The following is a 21248-nucleotide window of genomic DNA, read 5'->3' as shown; positions in this document are numbered from 1 at the left end:
GGGCGCCGGTCTTGACGTCACTCGGTATGAGACTTTAGAATGCCCAGCCTTTAACAGTGGGGTGGGTGCGCCCGTGCCCGCTGTTGAGACGAGGCAATCACTGGAGACAGCTACAGACTATGGCAACGATCAACCAGCTCGTGCGCAAGCCGCGCAAGCGCCCGGTCGCCAAGAGCGACGTGCCGGCGCTGCAGGCCTGCCCGCAGCGCCGCGGGGTCTGCACCCGCGTCTACACCACCACCCCGAAGAAGCCGAACTCGGCCCTGCGTAAGGTCTGCCGCGTGCGCCTGACCAACGGCTACGAGGTCACTTCCTATATCGGCGGTGAAGGCCACAACCTTCAGGAACACTCCGTGGTCCTGATTCGCGGCGGCCGTGTCAAGGACTTGCCGGGTGTGCGTTATCACACCGTGCGCGGGGCCCTGGACACTTCCGGCGTGCAGAACCGCAAGCAGGGCCGTTCCAAGTACGGCACCAAGCGTCCCAAGGCCTGAGGCCACGGGGCGCGCGAGACACTCGCATAACCTTTATCGATACGTAACAACGGTCAGATAAGAGTAAGGTCGAGCGCCGCGTGCGGACTTTCGTGCCGTGCCGGGAGTCTCGGGTTTACCTGAAGGACCCTTCAATTGAGGGCTTATCATGCCTAGAAGAAGAGTTGCGGCCAAGCGCGAGATCCTGCCGGATCCGAAGTTCGGAAGTGAACGCCTGGCCAAGTTCATGAACCATCTGATGATCAGCGGCAAGAAGTCCGTAGCTGAGCGCATCGTCTACGGTGCGCTGGACAGGGTTGCCGAGCGTGCCCAGGAAGCACCGCTGGAAGTCTTCGACAAGGCGCTGGAAGCGATCCAGCCGATGGTCGAGGTCAAGTCCCGCCGTGTCGGCGGCGCGACCTATCAGGTGCCCGTCGAGGTTCGCCCCTCGCGTCGTCAGGCGCTGGCCATGCGCTGGCTGGTCGATGCTGCCCGTAACCGTGGCGAAAAGACCATGGTGCAGCGTCTTGCCGGCGAAATGCTGGACGCCGCCGAAGGCAAGGGCGCTGCCGTGAAGAAGCGTGAAGACGTGCATCGCATGGCAGAAGCCAACAAGGCCTTCTCTCATTACCGCTTCTAATTAACGGGGGTTTCCACCGTGGCACGCAAGACTCCGCTCAAGCGTTACCGCAATATCGGTATCGTGGCCCACGTCGACGCCGGGAAGACCACCACCACCGAGCGTGTCCTGTTCTACACCGGCCTTTCGCACAAGGTCGGCGAGGTCCATGAGGGCGCTGCCACCATGGACTGGATGGAGCAGGAGCAGGAGCGTGGTATCACCATCACCTCCGCCGCGACCACCTGCTTCTGGCAGGGCATGAACAAGCAGTTCGACGAGCACCGTATCAACATCATCGATACCCCGGGGCACGTCGACTTCACCATCGAGGTCGAGCGTTCGCTGCGCGTCCTCGACGGCGCCGTGGTCGTGCTGTGCGGTAGCTCCGGTGTGCAGCCGCAGACCGAGACCGTCTGGCGTCAGGCCAACAAGTACGAAGTGCCGCGCATGGTGTTCGTCAACAAGATGGACCGCGCCGGCGCCGACTTCTTCATGGTCGTCGATCAGCTCAAGAGCCGGCTGGGCGCCAACACCGTGCCGATCCAGATCAACTGGGGCGCGGAAGACGGCTTCAAGGGCGTCGTCGACCTGATCCAGATGAAGGCCATCCTCTGGGACGAGGACAACTTCGGCATGAACTACGAGCTCGTCGATATTCCGGCCGAGCTCCAGGAAACCGCCGAGAAGTACCGCGAGGAGATGGTCGAGGCGGCCGCCGAGGCTTCCGAAGAGCTGATGGACAAGTACCTCGAGGAGGGCGAGCTGTCCGAGGCCGACATCAAGGCCGGCCTGCGTCGTCGTACCCTCGACAACGAGATCGTCCTGGTAACCTGCGGCTCCGCGTTCAAGAACAAGGGCGTGCAGGCGGTGCTCGACGGCGTCATCGAGTACATGCCGTCACCCACCGAGGTCAAGGCCATCGAGGGTGAGCTGGACGACAAGGACGGCACCATCGCCACGCGCGAGGCGGACGACAATGCGCCGTTCGCGGCGCTGGCGTTCAAGATCGCCACCGACCCGTTCGTCGGCACCCTGACCTTCATCCGCGTCTATTCCGGCGTGCTGAAGTCAGGCGACAGCGTCTTCAACTCCGTCAAGCAGAAGAAGGAGCGCGTCGGTCGTATCGTCCAGATGCACTCCAACTCCCGCGAGGAGATCAAGGAAGTCTATGCCGGCGACATCGCCGCGTGCATCGGTCTCAAGGATGTCACCACCGGTGATACCCTGTGTGACTTGAACGACAAGATCGTCCTCGAGCGCATGGAGTTCCCGGATCCGGTGATCTCGGTGGCCGTCGAGCCGAAGTCCAAGGCCGACCAGGAGAAGATGGGCGTCGCCCTGGGCAAGCTGGCCCAGGAAGACCCGTCGTTCCGCGTCAAGACCGACGAGGAAACCGGGCAGACGATCATCTCCGGCATGGGCGAGCTGCACCTCGACATCATCGTCGACCGCATGCGTCGCGAGTTCAAGGTCGAGGCCAACATCGGCAAGCCGCAGGTTGCCTATCGCGAGACCATTCGCAGTTCGGTCGAGCAGGAAGGCAAGTTCGTTCGTCAGTCGGGCGGTCGCGGTCAGTACGGTCACGTACACCTGCGCATCGAGCCGCTGACGGCCGAAGACAAGGGCGAGGACGAAGACCTGCACTTCAAGTTCGCGTCCGAGATCGTTGGCGGTGTCGTACCCAAGGAGTACGTGCCGGCCGTCGAGAAAGGGGCCTACGAGCAGCTCCAGAACGGCGTCATCGCGGGCTATCCGATGATTGACGTCAAGGTCACGCTGTTCGACGGTTCCTACCACGACGTGGACTCTAACGAGACCGCGTTCAAGATCGCCTCCTCGATGGCGATCAAGGAAGGTGCTCGCAAGGCTAAGGCCGTGCTGCTCGAGCCGGTGATGAAGGTCGAGGTCGTGACCCCCGAGGAGTTCATGGGTGATGTCATGGGTGACCTTAACCGCCGCCGTGGCCTTGTACAGGGCATGGATGACTCTTCTTCCGGTAAGATCATTCGCGCCACGGTTCCGTTGGCTGAGATGTTCGGTTACGCGACCGATCTGCGTTCTCAGACCCAGGGCCGCGCAAGCTACACCATGGAGTTTGCGGATTACGAAGAGGCGCCCTCCAGCGTCGTTGAAGCCGTCATCAACCAGAACGGTTAACCGTTAGCTAACGTAAAGAGGTTATAGCAGTGGCTAAGGAAAAATTTGAACGCTCCAAACCGCACATCAACGTCGGCACCATCGGTCACGTCGACCACGGCAAGACCACGCTGACGGCGGCTCTGACACGTGTTTCCGCCGAGGTCTTCGGTGGTGACTGGCGTGCCTTCGATACCATCGACAACGCTCCGGAAGAGCGTGAGCGCGGTATCACCATCGCCACCGCTCACGTCGAGTACCAGTCCGAAACGCGCCACTACGCGCACGTCGACTGCCCGGGGCACGCCGACTACGTCAAGAACATGATCACCGGTGCTGCCCAGATGGACGGCGCCATCCTGGTCTGCAGCGCGGCCGACGGCCCCATGCCGCAGACTCGCGAGCACATCCTGCTGTCGCGTCAGGTCGGCGTGCCGTACATCGTCGTGTTCCTGAACAAGGCCGACATGGTCGACGACGAAGAGCTGCTCGAGCTGGTCGAAATGGAAGTTCGCGAACTCCTCAACGAGTACGACTTCCCGGGTGACGACACCCCGATCATCATCGGCTCTGCGCTGATGGCGCTGGAAGGCAAGGATGACAACGGCATGGGTACCACCGCCGTTGCCAACCTGATCAAGGCCCTGGACGAGTACATCCCGGAGCCGGAGCGCGCCATCGACCAGCCGTTCCTGATGCCGATCGAGGACGTGTTCTCGATCTCCGGTCGCGGCACCGTGGTTACCGGTCGCGTCGAGCGCGGCATCGTCAAGACCGGCGACGAAGTCGAGATCGTCGGTCTCAAGGACACCACCAAGACCACCGTTACCGGTGTCGAGATGTTCCGCAAGCTGCTCGACGAAGGTCGTGCCGGCGAGAACATCGGTGCCCTGCTGCGCGGTACCAAGCGTGACGACGTCGAGCGTGGCCAGGTCCTGGCCAAGCCGGGCACCATCACGCCGCACACCGTGTTCGAAGCGGAAGTCTACGTGCTGTCCAAGGAAGAAGGCGGTCGTCACACCCCGTTCTTCAAGGGCTATCGTCCGCAGTTCTACTTCCGTACCACCGACGTGACCGGCACCTGTGAGCTGCCGGAAGGCGTCGAGATGGTCATGCCGGGCGACAACGTCCAGATGACCGTCACCCTGATCGCGCCGATCGCCATGGAAGACGGCCTGCGCTTCGCGGTTCGCGAAGGCGGTCGTACCGTCGGCGCCGGCGTCGTCGCCAAGATCATCCAGTAAGCGCGACTTTCTGATGATCGAAGGGGGCCCTGCAAGGGGCCCCCTTTCTGCGCATGTCGGCGCCCGTTTGACTCTGGGCGTCTGCATGCCTATAATGCGCATCCTTTAAATGCGTGGGTAGGCGGCGAGCGCCGTCGACATCCATTGGAGTTTAGGGCTAATGCAGAACCAGAAGATTCGCATTCGGCTGAAGGCGTTCGATCACCGCCTGATCGACCAGTCCGCTCAGGAAATCGTGGACACCGCGAAGCGGACCGGTGCACAGGTGCGTGGGCCGATCCCTCTGCCGACCAATCGTGAGCGCTATACAGTGCTGATCTCGCCGCACGTCAACAAGGACGCGCGCGACCAGTACGAGATTCGCACTCACAAGCGCGTGCTCGACATCGTCGAGCCGACGGAAAAGACCGTCGATGCGCTGATGAAGCTCGACCTCGCCGCCGGCGTGGACGTTCAGATCAAGCTCGACTGATACCACACTAGACACTCGCGGCACCGCGCTGGCCGACGCCAGCAGCAGCCGCCACGCCGGGATGGCGTCATACAACGTGCTAGTGGAATGCTCTGGAAAGGGCAGCCATAGCGGGTGATAGCCCCGTACACTAAAGGAGACTAAGCATGACTATCGGTTTGGTCGGCAAGAAAAGCGGCATGACCCGCATCTTTGTCGAAGACGGCACTTCCGTGCCCGTAACCGTGATCGAGGTTGAGCCCAACCGCGTGACTCGCGTCAAGAGCGTCGAAAGCGACGGCTACAGCGCGGTTCAGGTGACAACCGGCTCCCGCAAGGCCAAGCATCTCACCAAGGCGACTGCCGGTCAGTACGCCAAGGCGGGGATCGAGGCCGGTCGCAAACTGATGGAGTTCCGCCTCAACGAAGGCGACGAGGCTCCGGAAGTGGGCGGCGAACTTTCCGTATCCCTCTTCGAAGCTGGTCAGAAGGTCGACGTGACCGGCACCTCCAAGGGTAAGGGTTACCAGGGCGCCGTTAAGCGCTGGAACTTCCGCACCCAGGACAACAGCCACGGCAACTCCCTGTCCCACCGGGCACCCGGCTCCATCGGTCAGTGTCAGACCCCGGGGCGTGTCTTCAAGGGCAAGAAAATGGCCGGTCAGCTGGGCAACGAGCGCGTCACCGTGCAGAGCCTGGAAATCGTCCGCGTCGATGCCGAACGCAATCTGCTGCTGATCAAGGGTGCCGTTCCCGGCGCGCCGGGCAGCGATGTGATCGTTCGCCGTGCCGTGAAAGCTCGCTGAGGGGTAAAGACCGATGAATCTGAATCTTGCAGGTGCTGGCGGCACCGTCGAAGTCGCCGACGCTACCTTTGGCAAAGAGTTCAACGAAGCGCTGGTCCACCAGGTCGTCACCGCCTATCTCGCGGCCGGTCGCCAGGGTACCCGCGCCCAGAAGAACCGTTCCGACGTGCGTGGCGGCGGCAAGAAGCCGTGGCGCCAGAAGGGCACCGGTCGCGCCCGCGCCGGCACCATCCGTTCGCCGCTGTGGCGTAGCGGTGGCGTGACCTTCGCCGCGCGTCCCCAGGACTACACGCAGAAAGTCAACCGCAAGATGTACCGTGCGGCGATGCGTTCGATCCTCTCCGAGCTGATCCGCCAGGAGCGTCTGGTGGTGGTCGAGGAGTTCGCCGTCGAGACGCCCAAGACCAAGCAGCTGGTCGCCAAGCTCGGTGAGCTGGGCCTCGAGAAGGCGCTGATCGTCACCGACGAGGTCGACGAGAAGCTCTACCTGGCCGCGCGCAACATCCCCAACGTGGATGTCGTCGACGTCCCCGCTGCCGATCCGGTGAGCCTGGTTGCCTTCGACAAGGTGCTGGTCACCGTCTCCGCTCTGCGCAAATTCGAGGAGAAGCTGGCATGAACCAGGAACGCCTATTCAAGGTTCTGCTCGGACCGCACGTGACCGAGAAGGCCGCTTTCGCCGCCGAGAACAACCAGTACGTGTTCAAGGTGGCCAGTGACGCGACCAAGCCGGAGATCAAGGCGGCCGTGCAGACGCTGTTCGGCAAGAAGGTCGATAGCGTCCAGGTCCTCAACGTGAAGGGCAAGACCAAGCGCACCCTGCATGGCACGGGCCTGCGCAAGGGCTACCGCAAGGCCTACGTCACGCTGGCCGCGGGCGAGACCCTCGAAGACTTCTCTGGCGCCGAGTAAGGCAGGAGTACGGATCATGGCAGTAGTCAAGACGAAACCCACATCCGCCGGTCGTCGCCACGTCGTCAAGATCGTCGGCGAAGCGCTCTACAAGGGCCGGCCCTACGCGCCGCTGCTCGAGAAGAACTCGAAGTCCGGCGGGCGTAACAATCATGGCCGCATCACCACGCGTCACGTGGGCGGCGGCCATCGGCATCACTATCGCCTGATCGACTTCAAGCGCACCAAGGATGGCGTTCCCGCCACCGTCGAGCGCCTGGAGTACGATCCCAATCGCAGCGCCCACATCGCGCTGCTGAAGTACCTGGACGGCGAGCGTCGCTACATCATCGCGCCCAAGGGCGTGAGTGCCGGCGACCAGCTGGAATCCGGCGTCAACGCACCGATCAAGCGCGGCAACGCGCTGCCGCTGCGCAACATTCCGCTGGGTTCCACCGTCCATTGCATCGAGCTCAAGCCCGGCAAGGGCGCCCAGATCGCGCGTAGCGCCGGTGCCAGCGCTCAGCTGGTGGCCCGCGAAGGCAACTACGCCACCCTGCGTCTGCGCTCCGGCGAGATGCGCAAGGTGCTGGCGGAATGCCGCGCGACCCTGGGCGAGGTGAGCAACTCCGAGCACAGCCTGCGTCAACTCGGCAAGGCCGGTGCCAAACGCTGGCGCGGTGTGCGTCCGACCGTTCGCGGCGTGGCCATGAACCCGGTGGATCACCCTCACGGCGGCGGTGAAGGCCGCACCAGTGGCGGTCGTCATCCGGTGTCTCCGTGGGGTATCCCCACCAAGGGCCACAAGACCCGCAAGAACAAGCGCACCGACAAGCTGATCGTTCGTCGCCGCAAGGCCAAGTAACAGACATTAAGAGGTAACGGCTGTGCCACGTTCACTGAAGAAAGGTCCCTTTATCGACCTTCATCTGTTGAAGAAGGTCGAAGTCGCCGCGGAAAAGAACGACCGCAAACCGATCAAGACCTGGTCGCGTCGTTCGATGATCCTGCCCAACATGGTCGGGCTCACCATCGCGGTCCACAACGGTCGCCAGCATGTCCCGGTGCACGTCTCCGAGGAAATGGTCGGCCACAAGCTGGGCGAGTTCGCTGCTACCCGCACCTATCGCGGCCACGCGGCGGACAAGAAAGCCAAACGGTAAGCCGAGAGAGGATTAGAGATGGAAGTCACAGCAAAGCTGCGTGGCGCTAGCTTATCCGCCCAGAAGGCCCGTTTGGTGGCTGACCAGGTGCGCGGTAAGCCGGTCGCCGAAGCACTCGACCTGCTGGCCTTCTCGCCGAAGAAGGCCGCCAAGCTGGTCAAGAAGGTGCTGCAGTCCGCCATCGCGAACGCGGAAGAAAACAACGGCATGGACATCGACGAGCTGCGTGTCTCGACCATCTGTGTCGATGAGGGCATGACGCTCAAGCGCATCCAGCCGCGCGCCAAGGGCCGTGCGGATCGTATCTTGAAGCGCACCTGCCACATCACCGTCAAGGTAGCCGAGAAGTAGGAGTCGACCAGATGGGTCAGAAAGTAAATCCGACAGGCATTCGGCTGGGTATCGTCAAGGATCACACCTCTGTCTGGTACGCCGAGCGCGGTGCCTATGCCGACAAGCTGAACAACGACCTCGCCGTTCGCAGCTTCCTGGAGCAGCGTCTCAAGAACGCCTCCGTGAGCCGCATCACCATCGAGCGTCCGGCGAACAACGCCCGTATCACTATTCACACCGCCCGTCCGGGCATCGTGATCGGCAAGAAGGGCGAGGACGTCGATCGTCTGCGTCGCGAGGTCTCCGAGATGATGGGCGTGCCGGTGCACGTCAACATCGAAGAAGTCCGCAAGCCGGAACTCGATGCCCAGCTCGTCGCGCAGAACGTCTGCGGCCAGCTCGAGCGTCGCGTGATGTTCCGTCGCGCCATGAAGCGTGCCGTGCAGAACGCCATGCGCCTGGGCGCCGGCGGCATCAAGATCCAGTTGTCCGGTCGCCTCGGCGGTGCCGAGATCGCCCGTACCGAATGGTATCGCGAAGGCCGTGTGCCGCTGCACACCCTGCGTGCGGACATCGATTACGCCACCTACGAAGCGCACACCACCTATGGCGTCATCGGCGTCAAGGTGTGGATCTTCAAGGGTGAAATCCTCGGGGGCATCGAAGAGGTGCGCGCCAAGCAGAAGCAGCAGGCGCAGGCCGCACCCAAGAAGAAAGGTTCCAAGTAAGGGGAGATGTAATCGATGTTACAACCCAAGCGTACGAAGTTCCGCAAGCAGCAGAAGGGCCGCAACCGTGGCCTGGCGCATCGCGGCAGCAAGGTGAGCTTCGGCGAGTATGGCCTCAAGGCCACCGGCCGGGGTCGCGTCACCGCTCGTCAGATCGAGGCCGGTCGTCGTGCCATCACTCGTCACGTCAAGCGTGGCGGCAAGATCTGGATCCGTGTCTTCCCGGACAAGCCGGTGACCAACAAGCCGCTGGAAGTCCGTATGGGTAAGGGCAAGGGCTCCGTCGAGTACTGGGTCGCGCAGATCCAGCCCGGCAAGGTGCTCTATGAGATCGAAGGGGTTCCGGAAGAGCTGGCGCGTGAAGCCTTTGCGCTGGCCGCCCAGAAATTCCCGGTCTCGACCACCTTTGTGAAACGGACGGTGATGTGATGAAAGCCCAGGAAATTCGTGAGAAATCGGTCGAAGCGCTGCAGGAGCAGCTTTTCGAACTCCTCCGTGAGCAGTTCAACCTGCGCATGCAGAAGGCCACCGGCCAGTTGAGCCAGACCCATCTGCTCAAGCAGGTACGTCGGGATATCGCCCGCGTGAAGACGGTGCTCAACGAGAAGGCAGGTGACTGAGATGGCCGAAGAGAAGAAAGCCCGTACGCTCACCGGCAAGGTGGTGAGCGACAAGATGGACAAGTCGATTGTCGTGGTGATCGAGCGCCGTGTGCGCCATCCGATCTACGGCAAGTACATGAAGCGCTCCACCAAGCTGCACGCCCATGACGAGGCGAACCAGGCGAAGCTGGGCGATACGGTCTCCATCGAGGAGTGCCGTCCGCTGTCGAAGCGCAAGTCCTGGACCCTGGTCGAGGTCGTCGAGCAGGCCAAGGGCTGAACGGCTCGCGCCTGAAACCAGTGCAGTCAGATTAGGTTTGGAGAAAACCGATGATTCAGACTCAGACAATGCTGGATGTCGCCGACAACAGCGGGGCGCGCCGGGTGCAGTGCATCAAGGTGTTGGGCGGTTCTCACCGTCGCTACGCCCGCGTTGGTGACATCATCAAGGTAACGGTGAAGGAAGCGATTCCGCGTGGCAAGGTCAAGAAAGGCCAGGTCATGAAGGCGGTCGTGGTCCGCACCCGTAGTGGCGTCCGTCGTTCCGACGGTTCGCTGATCCGCTTCGATGGAAATGCGGCGGTTCTGTTGAACAACACCAACGAACAGCCGGTCGGCACCCGTATTTTCGGGCCGGTCACTCGTGAACTCCGTACCGAGAAGTTCATGAAGATCATTTCCTTGGCGCCTGAAGTGCTGTAAGGAGCGAGGCGGATATGCAAAAGATCAAACGTGACGATGAAGTGATCGTCATCGCCGGCAAGGACAAGGGCAAGCGGGGCACGATCAAGCGCGTCCTCAAGGACGGCCGCTACGTGGTCTCGGGTGTGAACATGATCAAGCGTCACACCAAGCCCAACCCCATGCTGGGCAACCAGGGGGGTATCGTCGAGCGCGAGGCTCCGATTCACGCGTCCAACGTGGCCATCTTCAATTCGGAGACCGGCAAAGCGGATCGCGTCGGCTTCCAGATCCAGGAAGACGGTACCAAGGTACGTATCTACAAGTCGACGCAGAAGCAGATCGACGCCTAACGCGAGTCGGATAGCAAAATGGCGAACTTGAAAGAACGTTATCAGAACGAGGTGGTGGCTCAACTCCGAGAGCAGTTCAGCTACGCCAACGTGATGCAGGTGCCGCGGATCACCAAGGTTACCCTGAACATGGGTATCGGCGACGCGACCAGCGACAAGAAGCTGATCGACAACGCCGTCGGCGACCTGGAGAAGCTCTCCGGTCAGAAGCCGGTGATCACCAAGGCACGCAAGTCCATCGCGGGCTTCAAGGTCCGTGAAGGCTGGCCGATCGGGATCAAGGTCACCCTGCGCCGCGAGCGCATGTGGGACTTCCTGGATCGCCTGGTTAACATCGCGATTCCCCGTGTTCGCGACTTCCGGGGCCTGAACCCCAAGTCGTTCGACGGGCGTGGCAACTACTCGATGGGTGTGCGTGAGCAGATCATCTTCCCGGAGATCGAATATGATAAGATCGACCGGATCCGTGGTCTCGATGTCACCATCACCACCACTGCCAACAGCGATGAAGAAGGCCGTGCGCTGCTGAGCGCGCTGAACTTCCCGTTCAAGAAATAAGGGTGGGATCATGGCAAAGAAAAGCATGATTGAGCGTGAGCAGAAGCGCGCGAAGCTGGTCGACAAATACGCCGCCAAGCGTGCCGAGCTCAAGGCTGTCATCTACGACGTCAACGCTTCTGACGAAGAGCGCTTCGACGCCCAGCTCAAGCTGCAGTCGTTGCCGCGCGACTCCAGTCCGGTCCGTCAGCGTAACCGCTGCCGCGTGACCGGTCGTCCGCACGGCTTCTACAACAAGTTCGGCTTGGGTCGCAACAAGCTGCGTGAAGCCGCCATGCGTGGCGATGTGCCCGGACTCAAGAAGTCCAGCTGGTAACGTCACGTCGAGAATCAGGAGCGCAACGTAATGAGCATGCAAGATACGCTGGCGGATATGTTCACCCGTATCCGCAATGCGCAGATGGCCACCAAGGAAGCGGTCTCCATGCCGTCTTCCAAGCTCAAGGTCGAGGTGGCCCGCGTATTGAAGGAAGAGGGTTACATCAACGACTTCGCCGTGGCCGAAGGCGCCAAGCCGGAGCTGGCGGTGACCCTCAAGTACTTCGAGGGCAAGCCGGTCATCGAGCACATCCAGCGCGTTTCCAAGCCGTCCCTGCGGATCTACAAGGGCAAGGACGAGCTGCCGAAAGTCGCGGATGGCCTGGGGGTCGCTATCGTCTCCACCTCCCGGGGCGTGATGACCGACCGTGCCGCGCGTCAAGCCGGCATCGGCGGTGAAGTCATCTGCACCGTATTCTAGGAGTGACGAATGTCCCGCATAGCCAAATATCCGGTTAAACTGCCGAGCGGCGTCGAGGTCAAGTTCGACGGCGACCAGCTGTCCGTCAAGGGCAGCCAGGGCGCGCTGAGCACGACCGTTCACCCTGACGTGGTGATCGGCCAGGAAGAGGGTCAGCTGACCTTCGCGCCGAGCGAGTCCGCCAAGAGCTGGGCGATGGCCGGTACCACTCGTGCACTGGTCCAGAACATGGTCACCGGTGTTACCGAGGGCTTCACCAAGTCCCTCGAGATCAATGGCGTCGGCTACCGTGCCCAGGCAAGTGGCAAGACGCTGAACCTGACACTCGGCTTCTCCCACCCGGTCGAATACACGCTGCCCGAGGGTGTCACGGCGGAAACGCCCAAGAACACCACCATCGTGCTGAAGAGCGCGAGCAAGCAGCAGCTCGGCCAGGTTGCCGCGGAAATTCGCGCCTTCCGTCCGCCCGAGCCCTACAAGGGCAAGGGTATCCGGTACGGCGACGAACAAGTCCGCCGCAAAGAAGCCAAGAAGAAGTAAGGCAGGGTTATGAACGCGAAGAAAGAATCTCGTCTCCGTCGTGCCCGCCGCGCTCGCGCCAAGATCCGCGAGCTGGGCGTGTATCGCCTGTGCGTCAACCGTACTCCGCGCCACATCTACGCGCAGATCATCTCGCCGGACGGCGGCCAGGTCCTGGCCAGCGCGTCCACGCTCGACAAGAGCCTGCGCGAGGAGAGCACCGGCAACGCCGCCGCCGCCGCCAAGGTGGGCGAGCTGATTGCCGCGCGCGCCAAGGAAGCGGGTATCACCCAGGTTGCCTTCGACCGTGCCGGGTTCAAGTACCACGGCCGCGTCAAGGCCCTGGCCGATGCCGCACGTGAAGGCGGTCTGGAATTCTAAAGGGTTTTACGATGGCGAATATCGAACAGAAAGGCGGCGACCTGCAGGAAAAGCTGGTGCAGGTCAATCGTGTCGCCAAGGTGGTCAAGGGCGGCCGCATCTTCGGTTTCACCGCGCTGACCGTCGTCGGTGACGGCAACGGCCGTGTCGGCTTCGGCCGCGGCAAGGCCCGCGAGGTGCCGGTCGCGATCCAGAAGGCGATGGACCAGGCTCGTCGCAACATGGTCAAGGTCAGCCTGCGTGGCAGCACGCTGCAGTACCCGGTGAAGGCCCGTCATGGCGCCTCCAAGGTGTTCATGCAGCCGGCCTCCGAAGGTACCGGCATCATCGCCGGCGGTGCCATGCGTTCCGTGCTCGAGCTGGCCGGCGTCCACGACGTCCTGGCCAAGTGCTACGGTTCCACCAACCCGGTCAACGTGGTGCGCGCGACCATCAACGGTCTGTCCTCCATGCAATCACCGGACGACATCGCCGCCAAGCGCGGCCTGTCCGTCGAAGAGATCGCGGGGTAAGGCACCATGGCAGCGAAGATCAAGGTTACACAGGTCCGCAGCACCATCGGCGTCCTGGAAAAGCACAAGGCCACCATGCGCGGTCTTGGCCTGCGCCGGATCGGACACACCGTCGAGTTGGAAGACACCCCTGCCGTACGCGGTATGGTCAACAAGGTTAACTACCTTGTGCGTGTTGAGGGAGAGTAATCCATGAAACTCAATAGCCTGAGCCCGGCTCCGGGTTCCAAGCACGCCGAGAAGCGTGTCGGCCGCGGCATCGGCTCCGGTCTGGGCAAGACCGGCGGCCGCGGCCACAAGGGCCAGAAGTCTCGTAACGGCGGCGGCGTCAAGCCCGGTTTCGAGGGTGGTCAGATGCCGTTGCAGCGTCGTCTGCCCAAGTTCGGCTTCACGTCCGCCAAGTCGCTTCAGTCCGAGGAAGTTCGCCTCGCCGAACTGGCCAAGGTCGAGGGTGACGTCGCCGATCTGGACACGCTGAAGAAGGCCAACGTGCTCAAGGATGCCACGCGTTACGCGAAGGTGATCCTCTCCGGCGAACTGAACAAGGCGGTCACCGTCCGCGGTCTCAAGGTCACCCAGGGTGCCCGGGCCGCGATCGAAGCCGCCGGCGGCAAGGTCGAGGACTAAATGGCTAAGTCAGGAAACATGCCGGCGATGGGTGGTAGCGGCTTGAGTGAACTCTGGGCGCGGTTGCGCTTCGTGTTCATCGCCATCGTGGTGTACCGCATCGGTGCCCACATCCCCGTTCCCGGTATCGATCCTGACCAGCTCGCTGCCTTGTTCAGGGAAAACCAGGGCACCATCCTGGGCATGTTCAACATGTTCTCGGGCGGTGCGCTGCAGCGCATGAGCATCTTCGCGCTGGGCATCATGCCCTACATCTCCGCGTCGATCATCATGCAGCTTCTGACGGCGGTCTCGCCCCAGCTGGAGCAGCTGAAGAAGGAAGGTGAGGCCGGCCGGCGCAAGATCAGCCAGTACACCCGCTACGGCACGGTGTTGCTGGCCTTGATCCAGGCGACCGGCATGGCAGTCGGTCTGGTCGGGCAGGGCGTGACGTATACCGGCGACCTCAGCTTTTACTTCACGGCGATCGTCTCGTTCGTCGCCGGTGCGGTGTTCCTGATGTGGCTGGGCGAGCAGATCACCGAAAAGGGGATCGGCAACGGCATCTCGCTGATCATCTTCGCCGGCATCGTCGCCGGGCTGCCGAGCGCGATCGGCCAGTCCTTCGAGCTGGCGCGCAACGATGGCGCGTGGAACGTGCTGCCGCTGCTGGCCCTGTCGCTGCTGGCGATCGCCACCGTGGCCTTCGTGGTGTTCATCGAACGCGGCCAGCGCCGCATCACGGTGAACTATCCGCGCCGCCAGGTGGGCAACAAGATGTATGCGGGGCAGAGCAGCTATCTGCCGCTCAAGGTCAACATGGCCGGGGTCATTCCGGCGATCTTCGCCTCGAGCATCCTGCTGTTTCCGGCCTCGATCGGCCAGTGGCTGGGTTCCGCCGACGGCTTCGAGTGGCTGCAGGTGATCTCGCAGTCGCTGGGCCCGGGGCAGCCGCTGTACATCTTGCTTTTCGCCGCTGCAGTGGTATTCTTCTGCTTCTTTTACACGGCGCTGGTCTTCAATCCCAAGGACGTGGCCGACAACCTCAAGAAGTCAGGTGCGTTCCTGCCGGGTATCCGCCCCGGCGAGCAGACCGCTCGCTACGTCGACAAGGTGATGACACGCCTGACGTTGTTCGGCGCCCTCTACATCACCGCCGTCTCCCTGATGCCGCAGTTCCTGATCATCGCCTGGAACGTTCCGTTCTTCTTCGGCGGTACCTCGCTGCTGATCGTGGTGGTGGTGATCATGGACTTCATGGCCCAGGTCCAGTCGCACCTGATGTCGCATCAGTACGAGTCGGTGATGAAGAAGTCCAACCTGAAAGGCTACGGAAGTGGCGGCCTGATGCGCTGAGGCGCGAGTCCGCTGCGTAATGGAGAGAACGATGAAAGTTCGAGCTTCCGTCAAGAAAATGTGCCGCAACTGCAAGATCATTCGGCGCAATGGCGCGGTCCGCGTCATCTGCACCGAGCCGCGGCACAAGCAGCGCCAGGGCTGAGCCCTGCGCTGATCGAAAGCGGGCGCCGGCTTACACCCTTGTCCCGAGAGGGACAAAGGTGTAAGCTGTTGCGCCCTTTGTAGATACCAATCGAGCAAGCCGCTCAAATTTCGGAGTAAGCTGATGGCCCGTATTGCAGGCGTCAATATCCCGGACAACAAGCATGCGGCGATCTCGCTGACCTATATCTTCGGGATTGGCCGCACTCGCGCACAGGACATCTGTGTCGCGGTCGGCATCGAGCCGACGACCAAGGTGCAGGAGCTGTCCGCCGAACAGGTGGATGCCCTGCGCACAGAAGTCGGCAAGTATACCGTTGAAGGCGACCTTCGCCGTGATACGACGCTGAACATCAAGCGTCTCATGGACCTGGGTTGCTATCGTGGTCTGCGCCATCGTCGTGGTCTTCCGCTGCGCGGCCAGCGCACCAAGACCAATGCGCGTACCCGCAAGGGCCCGCGCAAGCCGATCCGCAAATAACACGTTCTGGCGTTTAGACAGGAATAGACATCAACATGGCTAACCCGCGTAGTAACCGTAAAAAGGTGAAAAAGCAGGTAGTGGATGCGGTTGCCCACATCCATGCCTCTTTTAACAACACGATCGTGACGATCACAGACCGCCAGGGCAACGCTCTTTCCTGGGCGACTGCCGGTGGTTCGGGTTTTCGTGGTTCTCGCAAGAGCACCCCGTTCGCAGCTCAAGTGGCGAGTGAACGTGCAGCGACTGCTGCAGCCGAGTATGGTGTGAAAAACGTCGACGTGCTGGTCAAAGGCCCCGGTCCGGGCCGTGAGTCCGCCGTGCGTGCACTGAATGCCGCCGGTTTCCGCGTGCAGAGCATCACCGACGCGACGCCCGTTCCCCACAACGGCTGCCGTCCGCCGAAGAAACGCCGCGTTTAAGGAGACAGACTCATGGCTCGTTATATTGGACCGAAGTGCAAACTGTCTCGTCGTGAAGGTACCGACCTCTTCCTCAAGAGCGGTGTCACTCCCTTCGAGAAGAAGTGCAAATCCGAGCAGATCCCGGGTGTGCACGGCCAGCGCCGTCAGCGTCTTTCCGACTACGGCTTGCAGCTTCGCGAGAAGCAGAAAGTACGTCGTATCTACGGCGTGCTCGAGAACCAGTTCCGCAACTACTACAAGGAAGCGGCCCGCCTGAAGGGCGCGACCGGTGAGTTGCTACTGCAGTTGCTCGAATCCCGACTGGACAACGTCGTCTACCGCATGGGCTTCGGCTCGACGCGTGCCGAAGCGCGTCAGCTGGTGAGTCACAAGGCGATCGCCGTCAACGGCAAGACCGTCAACGTGGCGTCCTATCAGGTCCGTCCCGGTGACGTCGTCTCCGTCCGCGAGAAGGCCAAGAACCAGGTGCGCATCCAGAGCGCCCTGCAACTGGCCGGCCAGCGTGGCGACGTCGCCTGGGTCGATGTCGACTCGAAGAAGATGGAAGGCACTTTCAAGGCTGTCCCGGAACGCGGCGACCTGTCTGCCGACATCAACGAAAACCTGATCGTCGAGCTGTACTCGAAGTAAACGTCGCCCCGCGTGATGTCAGGCCTGCGCCGCAGGCCTGGTGTCGAGTACCGAGTATCCGTTTGGCAGCCTGAAAGGTGTTCATATGCAGCGTTCAGTGACAGAGTTTCTCCGTCCTCGCGATATCAAGGTCGAAGAGATCAACGCGCACCACGCGAAGATCGTGCTCGAGCCGTTCGAGCGCGGCTTCGGTCACACCCTGGGGAATGCTCTGCGTCGCATCCTGCTGTCTTCCATGCCCGGTTGCGCCGTGGTAGAGGCGGAAATCGCCGGTGTTGACCACGAATACAGCGCGATCGAAGGGGTTCAGGAGGATGTCATCGAGATCCTTCTCAACCTCAAGGACGTGGCCATCAAGATGCACAGTCGCGACGAGGCCGTGCTCTCGCTGAACAAGCAGGGCCCGTGCATCGTGACTGCCGGTGACATCGCCGCCGACCACGACGTCGAGATCGTCAATCCCGAGCACGTGATTGCCCACGTCAACGAGGGCGCCGAGCTCCAGATGCAGCTCAAGGTCGCTCGCGGTCGTGGCTATGAGCCCGCGGATACCCGTGTCAGTGCGGATGACGAAACCCGGGCCATCGGTCGCCTGCAGCTGGATGCGACCTTCAGCCCCGTGCGTCGCGTTTCCTACGCCGTCGAAGCGGCGCGTGTCGAACAGCGGACCGACCTGGACAAGCTGGTCATCGACCTGGAAACCGACGGCACCCTGGATCCGGAAGAGGCGATCCGTCGCAGCGCGACCATCCTGCAGGAGCAGCTGGGCGCGTTCGTCGACCTGGAAGCCGACAAGGAACAGGAAGTCGAGGAGGAAGAGGATCACATCGATCCCATCCTGCTGCGCCCCGTAGACGATCTCGAGTTGACCGTCCGCAGCGCCAACTGCCTCAAGGCCGAGAACATCTACTACATCGGTGACCTGATTCAGCGCACCGAGGTGGAGCTGTTGAAGACCCCGAACCTCGGCAAGAAGTCCTTGAACGAGATCAAGGACGTCCTGGCAGCGCGCGGCCTGTCCCTGGGCATGCGGCTGGAGAACTGGCCGCCGGCTAGCCTGAAGGACGACAAGGCCTCCGCGTGAGCGTCGACTCGAGTCCCAGTTAAGGAACATAACCATGCGTCATCGTAAGAGTGGTCGTCACCTCAATCGTACGAGCTCGCACCGCCAGGCCATGTTCAAGAACATGTGCGTCTCGCTGGTCGAGCACGAAGTCATCAAGACAACCCTGCCCAAGGCCAAGGAGCTGCGTCGTCACATCGAGCCGCTGATCACCCTGGCCAAGCAGGACAGCGTCGCCAACCGTCGTCTGGCCTTCAGCCGGACCCGCTCCAAGGAAGCGGTCGGCAAGCTCTTCAACGAGCTCGGCCCGCGTTTCGCCAACCGCCCCGGCGGTTACGTGCGCGTCCTGAAGTGCGGTTACCGCGCCGGCGACAACGCGCCGATGGCCTACGTCGAGCTGATCGACCGTCCGGCCGTCGAGGAAGCTGCCGGCGAGGAGTAAACCCCTCCCGCGCATCTGTCCTGGCTACGCACAACCGGCTTCTCCCCTGGAGGAGCCGGTTTTTTCATGCACGGTCGTTGGCGGGGTCGGCCAGGAAGCGTCGCGCGCGAGCATCGGTGGCGTAGGCGACGTTGATGCGTAGCCAGGGTGTGTCCCGTGCCTCGGGCAAGAAGACCCGTCCTGGTGACAAGGCGATGCCGCGTGTGGCGGCATGGGCGACCAGACGCTGAGAGGATTCGATGTCGGGGTGGCGCGTCCAGACGAACAGGCCGCCGGCGGGAGCATCGAAGATCTGCCACCCGGCCTTGCGTAGCAGCGCCAGTGTGGCTGACATCTGCCTGGCCAGACGAACCCTGAGTCGTTCCATCATGCGTCGATAGCTGCCGTTCTGAAGCATGGTGGCCAGGACCTGCTCGGCAAAGTGAGGCGCGGAGATGCTGGTCAGCATTTTCACGTCGACGAGGCGGCGGATCAGTTCCGGCTGGCCCGAGATGAACCCCACCCGCAACGAGCAGGACAGACTCTTGGAAAAGCTGCCGACATAGATCACCCGGTCGAGGCCGTCCAGCTCGGACAAGCGCACCGACGGCGTGTTTTGAAAGTCGGCATAGATGTCATCCTCGATGATCCGGACGTCGTGTCGTTCGGCGAGCCGCAGAAGGCGATGAGCGATCGGCGCCGAGAGGCTGGTGCCGGTCGGGTTCTGGAAGACGCTATTGATGAACATCAGGCTCGGACGGTGCTCGAGCAGCAAGGCCTCGAGGCGTTCGATATCGGGACCGTCGGCGCGGCGGGGGACGGCGATGATGTTGGCGCGCTGCAGGCGCAATAGGCCGAGCAAGTTGTAGTAGCCCGGGGATTCGACCAGGACGGTGTCCCCGGGGCGGATCAACAGCCTCACCAGCAGGTCGAGTGCGTGGCTGCCGCCGCCGGTCAGCAGGATCTGGTTGGCGTGCGTCTCGATACCGAGCCGACGAAGGCGTTGCTGGATCAAGGTCCGCAGTGCCGGCGTGCCCAGCGGCGGGCTATAGTCGAAAACGCCGGCCCTGCTTTGTCGTGTCACCGAACGAATGGCATGGGCGAGGTCGTCGATTTCCCGCCAGTCATCCGGCAACCAGCCGCAGCCCAGCTTGAGGCGCGTATCGTCCTGTTCGAAGAGGCGCCAGTTTTCGCTGGTGACGTCGGCCAAGGACACGGGGATGGTATCTTCCTGCCCGGATCGAGCCCGCTCCGCCACGAAAAAACCGGCGCCCGGTCTGGAATGAACCAGGCCTTCCGCGACGAGGTGTTCATAGGCTTCGATGACCGTATTGCGGCCGACAGCGAGTTCGCGGGTTAGCCGGCGAATGGACGGCAGTCGGCTCCCCGCGCCTGCGCCGTTCTCTATGAATCCCGTGCGCAGGTGCTCGACGACGTAGGTCGTCTGGGGACGGGAAACAGGGAGGTCGGCGTCATGGGGCATGAGGGCTCCAGCAAGGGACGAGGGCTGTGGCGATTATTGTGCGACTCGCCATCATGGCGGGCAAATCATGGCTGTCGGGCCGTGAGCCAGAATACGGTGCTGCGGGGCCTTGATGGTGTCCGGCGTCCCGATCGTTCTTGAAAACGCCTGTACAGTTCAAGCGAACGACTCGCCGCCGTGCCTTCTCCACGGGGGCATGGGCGCCTCATGCTGACGGCTCCGTCAGTCTGTATGTACAGGAATGCACCATGCCCCGCCTCGATGCCACCCGGCTTGCCGTAGCCCTATGCCTGATTACCACCGCCGTCAATCTACAGGCCCCGCTCTACGCGCTGCTGGCGGACAAGGACGGCGTCGGGACAGGCGCGAGCAGCGTCGCCTTTGCCTGTTACGTGTTGGGGGTCTTTCCGGTACTGCTGATGCTGAACGGCCTGGTGGATCGGATCGGCAGAAAGGGCATGATCGTGGGGGCACTTTGTCTGACGCTGGCAGCGACGGCCCTGACGATCGTGGCCCCCGGGCTGGTGAGTCTCGGTATCGCCCGCCTGATGATGGGTCTGGGGACGGCGATGATGGCGTCGGTCGCACCGGGATGGATGGTGGACCTGCTCCAGAGGGGGGATCGCCGCCAGGCAGCCAACTGGGTCGCCGCCAGTACCTCCCTGGGCTTCGGGCTCGGCGCAGCGATCACCAGCCTTTTTCTACTGCACCGAGTCGAACTGGTGCCGCCGAGTCTGTGGTTATATCTGCCAGCGGCCAGCCTGGCGTTGCTGCTGGTATCGGGACTCGAGGATCGTCATGCGCGCCGTCGGGGCGGTGGTGGGATGCTGAAACTGCCGAGCTGGCCGTCGGGCAGCTTGCCGTTCGCCCTGGCCATCCTGCTGGCCTGGGCGACCGTGGGCCTGGTCATTGCCTTGCTGCCCTCTGCGCTCGAAAAGCATGGGCTGGCGGAGTGGTCGGGTTTTGCCACCTTCGGTATCTGCAGTTGCGGGGTGCTGTTCCAGCCCTGGGCACGCCGACTGTCTCCCCGGGGCGCGACGCGGCTTGGCTTGGCGATACTGCCACTGGCGTTCGGATCCATTGCCTGGGGCGCGACCGAGGGCGTGATGAGTGCGATCTTGATCGGTACCCTGGCCGCCAGCAGTGCCTGTTACGGGTTCATCTACCTGGGTGGCATGAGTGGCGTGCTGGAGCTGGCGGGCGAGCAGACCGAGCGTGCCAGTGCCGGGTTTTTCCTGATGGCGTATACCGGCTTCAGCCTGCCAGTGGTGCTCATCGGTATGGTCGCGGATCTCTGGGGACACACGCTGGCGCTGGGACTCTTTGGTCTGGCCTTGTTTGCCGGTGCTCTCCTGGTCGGCAGACGGTTATCCGGCGAGCGCGTGAAGACGCTCTCACCGAACTCGTAGCGGCACCACCTTCAAGGGGCTCGCGCGTCATGAAGGCG

The 21248-nt window shown here is 62.5% G+C and carries 34 protein-coding genes; 33 read left to right on the top strand and 1 reads right to left on the bottom strand.

Annotated features, from left to right (window positions below):
* Positions 1 to 119: 119 nt before the first annotated feature.
* From rpsL to rplQ, 32 genes are all read left to right on the top strand, one after another.
* On the top strand, positions 120 to 494 hold the full coding sequence (rpsL, locus tag D0901_RS16315) for a 30S ribosomal protein S12 (RefSeq protein ID WP_026300677.1): 375 nt from the start codon (positions 120 to 122) through the stop codon (positions 492 to 494).
* 148 nt (positions 495 to 642) lie between these two features.
* Positions 643 to 1113 (top strand): 30S ribosomal protein S7, encoded by a 471-nt coding sequence (gene rpsG, locus D0901_RS16310; protein ID WP_129141365.1) that lies wholly within the window; start codon positions 643 to 645, stop codon positions 1111 to 1113.
* An 18-nt stretch (positions 1114 to 1131) separates the two neighbouring features.
* On the top strand, positions 1132 to 3252 hold the full coding sequence (gene fusA / locus D0901_RS16305) for an elongation factor G (protein ID WP_129141364.1): 2121 nt from the start codon (positions 1132 to 1134) through the stop codon (positions 3250 to 3252).
* A gap of 29 nt (positions 3253 to 3281) precedes the next feature.
* Positions 3282 to 4475, top strand: coding sequence for an elongation factor Tu (gene tuf, locus D0901_RS16300; protein WP_129141363.1), 1194 nt, complete (start codon positions 3282 to 3284; stop codon positions 4473 to 4475).
* A gap of 160 nt (positions 4476 to 4635) precedes the next feature.
* Complete coding sequence (rpsJ, locus tag D0901_RS16295) at positions 4636 to 4947, top strand: 30S ribosomal protein S10 (protein ID WP_011505728.1); 312 nt, start codon at positions 4636 to 4638, stop codon at positions 4945 to 4947.
* A 146-nt stretch (positions 4948 to 5093) separates the two neighbouring features.
* Complete coding sequence (gene rplC, locus D0901_RS16290) at positions 5094 to 5732, top strand: 50S ribosomal protein L3 (RefSeq protein WP_129141362.1); 639 nt, start codon at positions 5094 to 5096, stop codon at positions 5730 to 5732.
* A 13-nt stretch (positions 5733 to 5745) separates the two neighbouring features.
* Positions 5746 to 6351 (top strand): 50S ribosomal protein L4, encoded by a 606-nt coding sequence (gene rplD / locus D0901_RS16285; protein ID WP_129141361.1) that lies wholly within the window; start codon positions 5746 to 5748, stop codon positions 6349 to 6351.
* The gene (gene rplW, locus D0901_RS16280) at positions 6348 to 6644 is read left to right on the top strand and encodes a 50S ribosomal protein L23 (protein ID WP_129141360.1); all 297 of its coding nucleotides are present in this window, start codon (positions 6348 to 6350) and stop codon (positions 6642 to 6644) included. Before rplD ends, rplW begins: the two co-directional genes overlap by 4 nt.
* A 16-nt stretch (positions 6645 to 6660) precedes the next feature.
* Positions 6661 to 7488 carry a 50S ribosomal protein L2 gene (gene rplB, locus D0901_RS16275; RefSeq protein WP_129141359.1) on the top strand — a complete coding sequence of 276 codons (828 nt, stop codon included), beginning with the start codon at positions 6661 to 6663 and terminating at the stop codon, positions 7486 to 7488.
* A gap of 22 nt (positions 7489 to 7510) precedes the next feature.
* On the top strand, positions 7511 to 7786 hold the full coding sequence (gene rpsS / locus D0901_RS16270) for a 30S ribosomal protein S19 (RefSeq protein WP_035470375.1): 276 nt from the start codon (positions 7511 to 7513) through the stop codon (positions 7784 to 7786).
* Positions 7787 to 7804: 18 nt separating this feature from the next.
* Positions 7805 to 8137 (top strand): 50S ribosomal protein L22, encoded by a 333-nt coding sequence (gene rplV, locus D0901_RS16265; RefSeq protein WP_129141358.1) that lies wholly within the window; start codon positions 7805 to 7807, stop codon positions 8135 to 8137.
* An 11-nt stretch (positions 8138 to 8148) separates the two neighbouring features.
* Positions 8149 to 8847 (top strand): 30S ribosomal protein S3, encoded by a 699-nt coding sequence (rpsC, locus tag D0901_RS16260; RefSeq protein ID WP_129141357.1) that lies wholly within the window; start codon positions 8149 to 8151, stop codon positions 8845 to 8847.
* 15 nt (positions 8848 to 8862) lie between these two features.
* The gene (rplP, locus tag D0901_RS16255) at positions 8863 to 9276 is read left to right on the top strand and encodes a 50S ribosomal protein L16 (RefSeq protein ID WP_129141356.1); all 414 of its coding nucleotides are present in this window, start codon (positions 8863 to 8865) and stop codon (positions 9274 to 9276) included.
* Entirely contained in the window at positions 9276 to 9467 is a 192-nt protein-coding gene (gene rpmC, locus D0901_RS16250; RefSeq protein WP_019020535.1) for a 50S ribosomal protein L29, read from the top strand. Before rplP ends, rpmC begins: the two co-directional genes overlap by 1 nt.
* Position 9468: 1 nt before the next feature.
* The gene (gene rpsQ, locus D0901_RS16245; protein WP_129141375.1) at positions 9469 to 9729 is read left to right on the top strand and encodes a 30S ribosomal protein S17; all 261 of its coding nucleotides are present in this window, start codon (positions 9469 to 9471) and stop codon (positions 9727 to 9729) included.
* 50 nt (positions 9730 to 9779) lie between these two features.
* On the top strand, positions 9780 to 10151 hold the full coding sequence (gene rplN, locus D0901_RS16240; RefSeq protein ID WP_129141355.1) for a 50S ribosomal protein L14: 372 nt from the start codon (positions 9780 to 9782) through the stop codon (positions 10149 to 10151).
* Positions 10152 to 10165: 14 nt separating this feature from the next.
* Positions 10166 to 10483: a 50S ribosomal protein L24 gene (rplX, locus tag D0901_RS16235; protein WP_129141354.1), complete on the top strand. Its 318-nt coding sequence runs from the start codon at positions 10166 to 10168 to the stop codon at positions 10481 to 10483.
* 18 nt (positions 10484 to 10501) lie between these two features.
* Positions 10502 to 11041 (top strand): 50S ribosomal protein L5, encoded by a 540-nt coding sequence (gene rplE / locus D0901_RS16230; RefSeq protein ID WP_129141353.1) that lies wholly within the window; start codon positions 10502 to 10504, stop codon positions 11039 to 11041.
* 10 nt (positions 11042 to 11051) lie between these two features.
* Positions 11052 to 11357 (top strand): 30S ribosomal protein S14, encoded by a 306-nt coding sequence (gene rpsN, locus D0901_RS16225; RefSeq protein WP_129141352.1) that lies wholly within the window; start codon positions 11052 to 11054, stop codon positions 11355 to 11357.
* A gap of 30 nt (positions 11358 to 11387) precedes the next feature.
* The gene (gene rpsH / locus D0901_RS16220; protein ID WP_129141351.1) at positions 11388 to 11780 is read left to right on the top strand and encodes a 30S ribosomal protein S8; all 393 of its coding nucleotides are present in this window, start codon (positions 11388 to 11390) and stop codon (positions 11778 to 11780) included.
* Between the two features lie 9 nt (positions 11781 to 11789).
* A complete protein-coding gene (gene rplF / locus D0901_RS16215; protein WP_129141350.1) occupies positions 11790 to 12320 on the top strand; it encodes a 50S ribosomal protein L6 in 531 nt (176 codons plus the stop codon).
* Positions 12321 to 12329: 9 nt separating this feature from the next.
* A complete protein-coding gene (gene rplR, locus D0901_RS16210) occupies positions 12330 to 12680 on the top strand; it encodes a 50S ribosomal protein L18 (protein WP_129141349.1) in 351 nt (116 codons plus the stop codon).
* A gap of 11 nt (positions 12681 to 12691) precedes the next feature.
* Positions 12692 to 13192 (top strand): 30S ribosomal protein S5, encoded by a 501-nt coding sequence (rpsE, locus tag D0901_RS16205; protein WP_129141348.1) that lies wholly within the window; start codon positions 12692 to 12694, stop codon positions 13190 to 13192.
* Positions 13193 to 13198: 6 nt separating this feature from the next.
* Positions 13199 to 13381, top strand: coding sequence for a 50S ribosomal protein L30 (gene rpmD, locus D0901_RS16200; protein ID WP_129141347.1), 183 nt, complete (start codon positions 13199 to 13201; stop codon positions 13379 to 13381).
* Positions 13382 to 13384: 3 nt separating this feature from the next.
* Complete coding sequence (gene rplO / locus D0901_RS16195) at positions 13385 to 13819, top strand: 50S ribosomal protein L15 (RefSeq protein ID WP_129141346.1); 435 nt, start codon at positions 13385 to 13387, stop codon at positions 13817 to 13819.
* Positions 13820 to 15154: a preprotein translocase subunit SecY gene (secY, locus tag D0901_RS16190; RefSeq protein ID WP_129141345.1), complete on the top strand. Its 1335-nt coding sequence runs from the start codon at positions 13820 to 13822 to the stop codon at positions 15152 to 15154. It abuts the gene before it with no gap.
* A gap of 31 nt (positions 15155 to 15185) precedes the next feature.
* The gene (rpmJ, locus tag D0901_RS16185; RefSeq protein ID WP_031384759.1) at positions 15186 to 15299 is read left to right on the top strand and encodes a 50S ribosomal protein L36; all 114 of its coding nucleotides are present in this window, start codon (positions 15186 to 15188) and stop codon (positions 15297 to 15299) included.
* A 123-nt stretch (positions 15300 to 15422) separates the two neighbouring features.
* Positions 15423 to 15779, top strand: coding sequence for a 30S ribosomal protein S13 (gene rpsM, locus D0901_RS16180; protein ID WP_129141344.1), 357 nt, complete (start codon positions 15423 to 15425; stop codon positions 15777 to 15779).
* 35 nt (positions 15780 to 15814) lie between these two features.
* Complete coding sequence (gene rpsK, locus D0901_RS16175) at positions 15815 to 16201, top strand: 30S ribosomal protein S11 (RefSeq protein WP_011505752.1); 387 nt, start codon at positions 15815 to 15817, stop codon at positions 16199 to 16201.
* 12 nt (positions 16202 to 16213) lie between these two features.
* Complete coding sequence (rpsD, locus tag D0901_RS16170; protein WP_129141343.1) at positions 16214 to 16834, top strand: 30S ribosomal protein S4; 621 nt, start codon at positions 16214 to 16216, stop codon at positions 16832 to 16834.
* Positions 16835 to 16919: 85 nt separating this feature from the next.
* A complete protein-coding gene (locus D0901_RS16165) occupies positions 16920 to 17918 on the top strand; it encodes a DNA-directed RNA polymerase subunit alpha (RefSeq protein ID WP_129141342.1) in 999 nt (332 codons plus the stop codon).
* A 34-nt stretch (positions 17919 to 17952) separates the two neighbouring features.
* Positions 17953 to 18339 carry a 50S ribosomal protein L17 gene (gene rplQ, locus D0901_RS16160; RefSeq protein WP_129141341.1) on the top strand — a complete coding sequence of 129 codons (387 nt, stop codon included), beginning with the start codon at positions 17953 to 17955 and terminating at the stop codon, positions 18337 to 18339.
* A 64-nt stretch (positions 18340 to 18403) separates the two neighbouring features.
* Here the strand turns inward: rplQ and D0901_RS16155 are convergent, their stop codons facing one another.
* Entirely contained in the window at positions 18404 to 19801 is a 1398-nt protein-coding gene (locus D0901_RS16155) for an aminotransferase-like domain-containing protein (RefSeq protein ID WP_129141340.1), read from the bottom strand.
* A gap of 248 nt (positions 19802 to 20049) precedes the next feature.
* Between D0901_RS16155 and D0901_RS16150 the strand changes: the two genes are divergently transcribed.
* On the top strand, positions 20050 to 21210 hold the full coding sequence (locus D0901_RS16150; RefSeq protein WP_129141339.1) for an MFS transporter: 1161 nt from the start codon (positions 20050 to 20052) through the stop codon (positions 21208 to 21210).
* Positions 21211 to 21248: the final 38 nt, after the last annotated feature.

Source organism: Modicisalibacter coralii, from assembly GCF_004117855.1.
Lineage (GTDB): Bacteria > Pseudomonadota > Gammaproteobacteria > Pseudomonadales > Halomonadaceae > Modicisalibacter > Modicisalibacter coralii.
Note: the sequence above shows the minus strand (reverse complement) of the source record. Positions and strands in the feature narration are given on the sequence as shown.

Coding starts and splice junctions, on each gene's coding strand:
- rpsL (WP_026300677.1), top strand. CDS start 120: ATGGCAACGATCAACCAGCTCGTGCGCAAGCCGCGCAAGCGCCCGGTC.
- rpsG (WP_129141365.1), top strand. CDS start 643: ATGCCTAGAAGAAGAGTTGCGGCCAAGCGCGAGATCCTGCCGGATCCG.
- rpsJ (WP_011505728.1), top strand. CDS start 4,636: ATGCAGAACCAGAAGATTCGCATTCGGCTGAAGGCGTTCGATCACCGC.
- rplC (WP_129141362.1), top strand. CDS start 5,094: ATGACTATCGGTTTGGTCGGCAAGAAAAGCGGCATGACCCGCATCTTT.
- rplD (WP_129141361.1), top strand. CDS start 5,746: ATGAATCTGAATCTTGCAGGTGCTGGCGGCACCGTCGAAGTCGCCGAC.
- rplW (WP_129141360.1), top strand. CDS start 6,348: ATGAACCAGGAACGCCTATTCAAGGTTCTGCTCGGACCGCACGTGACC.
- rplB (WP_129141359.1), top strand. CDS start 6,661: ATGGCAGTAGTCAAGACGAAACCCACATCCGCCGGTCGTCGCCACGTC.
- rplV (WP_129141358.1), top strand. CDS start 7,805: ATGGAAGTCACAGCAAAGCTGCGTGGCGCTAGCTTATCCGCCCAGAAG.
- rpsC (WP_129141357.1), top strand. CDS start 8,149: ATGGGTCAGAAAGTAAATCCGACAGGCATTCGGCTGGGTATCGTCAAG.
- rplP (WP_129141356.1), top strand. CDS start 8,863: ATGTTACAACCCAAGCGTACGAAGTTCCGCAAGCAGCAGAAGGGCCGC.
- rpmC (WP_019020535.1), top strand. CDS start 9,276: ATGAAAGCCCAGGAAATTCGTGAGAAATCGGTCGAAGCGCTGCAGGAG.
- rpsQ (WP_129141375.1), top strand. CDS start 9,469: ATGGCCGAAGAGAAGAAAGCCCGTACGCTCACCGGCAAGGTGGTGAGC.
- rplN (WP_129141355.1), top strand. CDS start 9,780: ATGATTCAGACTCAGACAATGCTGGATGTCGCCGACAACAGCGGGGCG.
- rplX (WP_129141354.1), top strand. CDS start 10,166: ATGCAAAAGATCAAACGTGACGATGAAGTGATCGTCATCGCCGGCAAG.
- rplE (WP_129141353.1), top strand. CDS start 10,502: ATGGCGAACTTGAAAGAACGTTATCAGAACGAGGTGGTGGCTCAACTC.
- rpsN (WP_129141352.1), top strand. CDS start 11,052: ATGGCAAAGAAAAGCATGATTGAGCGTGAGCAGAAGCGCGCGAAGCTG.
- rpsH (WP_129141351.1), top strand. CDS start 11,388: ATGAGCATGCAAGATACGCTGGCGGATATGTTCACCCGTATCCGCAAT.
- rplF (WP_129141350.1), top strand. CDS start 11,790: ATGTCCCGCATAGCCAAATATCCGGTTAAACTGCCGAGCGGCGTCGAG.
- rplR (WP_129141349.1), top strand. CDS start 12,330: ATGAACGCGAAGAAAGAATCTCGTCTCCGTCGTGCCCGCCGCGCTCGC.
- rpsE (WP_129141348.1), top strand. CDS start 12,692: ATGGCGAATATCGAACAGAAAGGCGGCGACCTGCAGGAAAAGCTGGTG.
- rpmD (WP_129141347.1), top strand. CDS start 13,199: ATGGCAGCGAAGATCAAGGTTACACAGGTCCGCAGCACCATCGGCGTC.
- rplO (WP_129141346.1), top strand. CDS start 13,385: ATGAAACTCAATAGCCTGAGCCCGGCTCCGGGTTCCAAGCACGCCGAG.
- secY (WP_129141345.1), top strand. CDS start 13,820: ATGGCTAAGTCAGGAAACATGCCGGCGATGGGTGGTAGCGGCTTGAGT.
- rpmJ (WP_031384759.1), top strand. CDS start 15,186: ATGAAAGTTCGAGCTTCCGTCAAGAAAATGTGCCGCAACTGCAAGATC.
- rpsM (WP_129141344.1), top strand. CDS start 15,423: ATGGCCCGTATTGCAGGCGTCAATATCCCGGACAACAAGCATGCGGCG.
- rpsK (WP_011505752.1), top strand. CDS start 15,815: ATGGCTAACCCGCGTAGTAACCGTAAAAAGGTGAAAAAGCAGGTAGTG.
- rpsD (WP_129141343.1), top strand. CDS start 16,214: ATGGCTCGTTATATTGGACCGAAGTGCAAACTGTCTCGTCGTGAAGGT.
- D0901_RS16165 (WP_129141342.1), top strand. CDS start 16,920: ATGCAGCGTTCAGTGACAGAGTTTCTCCGTCCTCGCGATATCAAGGTC.
- rplQ (WP_129141341.1), top strand. CDS start 17,953: ATGCGTCATCGTAAGAGTGGTCGTCACCTCAATCGTACGAGCTCGCAC.
- D0901_RS16155 (WP_129141340.1), bottom strand. CDS start 19,801: ATGCCCCATGACGCCGACCTCCCTGTTTCCCGTCCCCAGACGACCTAC.
- D0901_RS16150 (WP_129141339.1), top strand. CDS start 20,050: ATGCCCCGCCTCGATGCCACCCGGCTTGCCGTAGCCCTATGCCTGATT.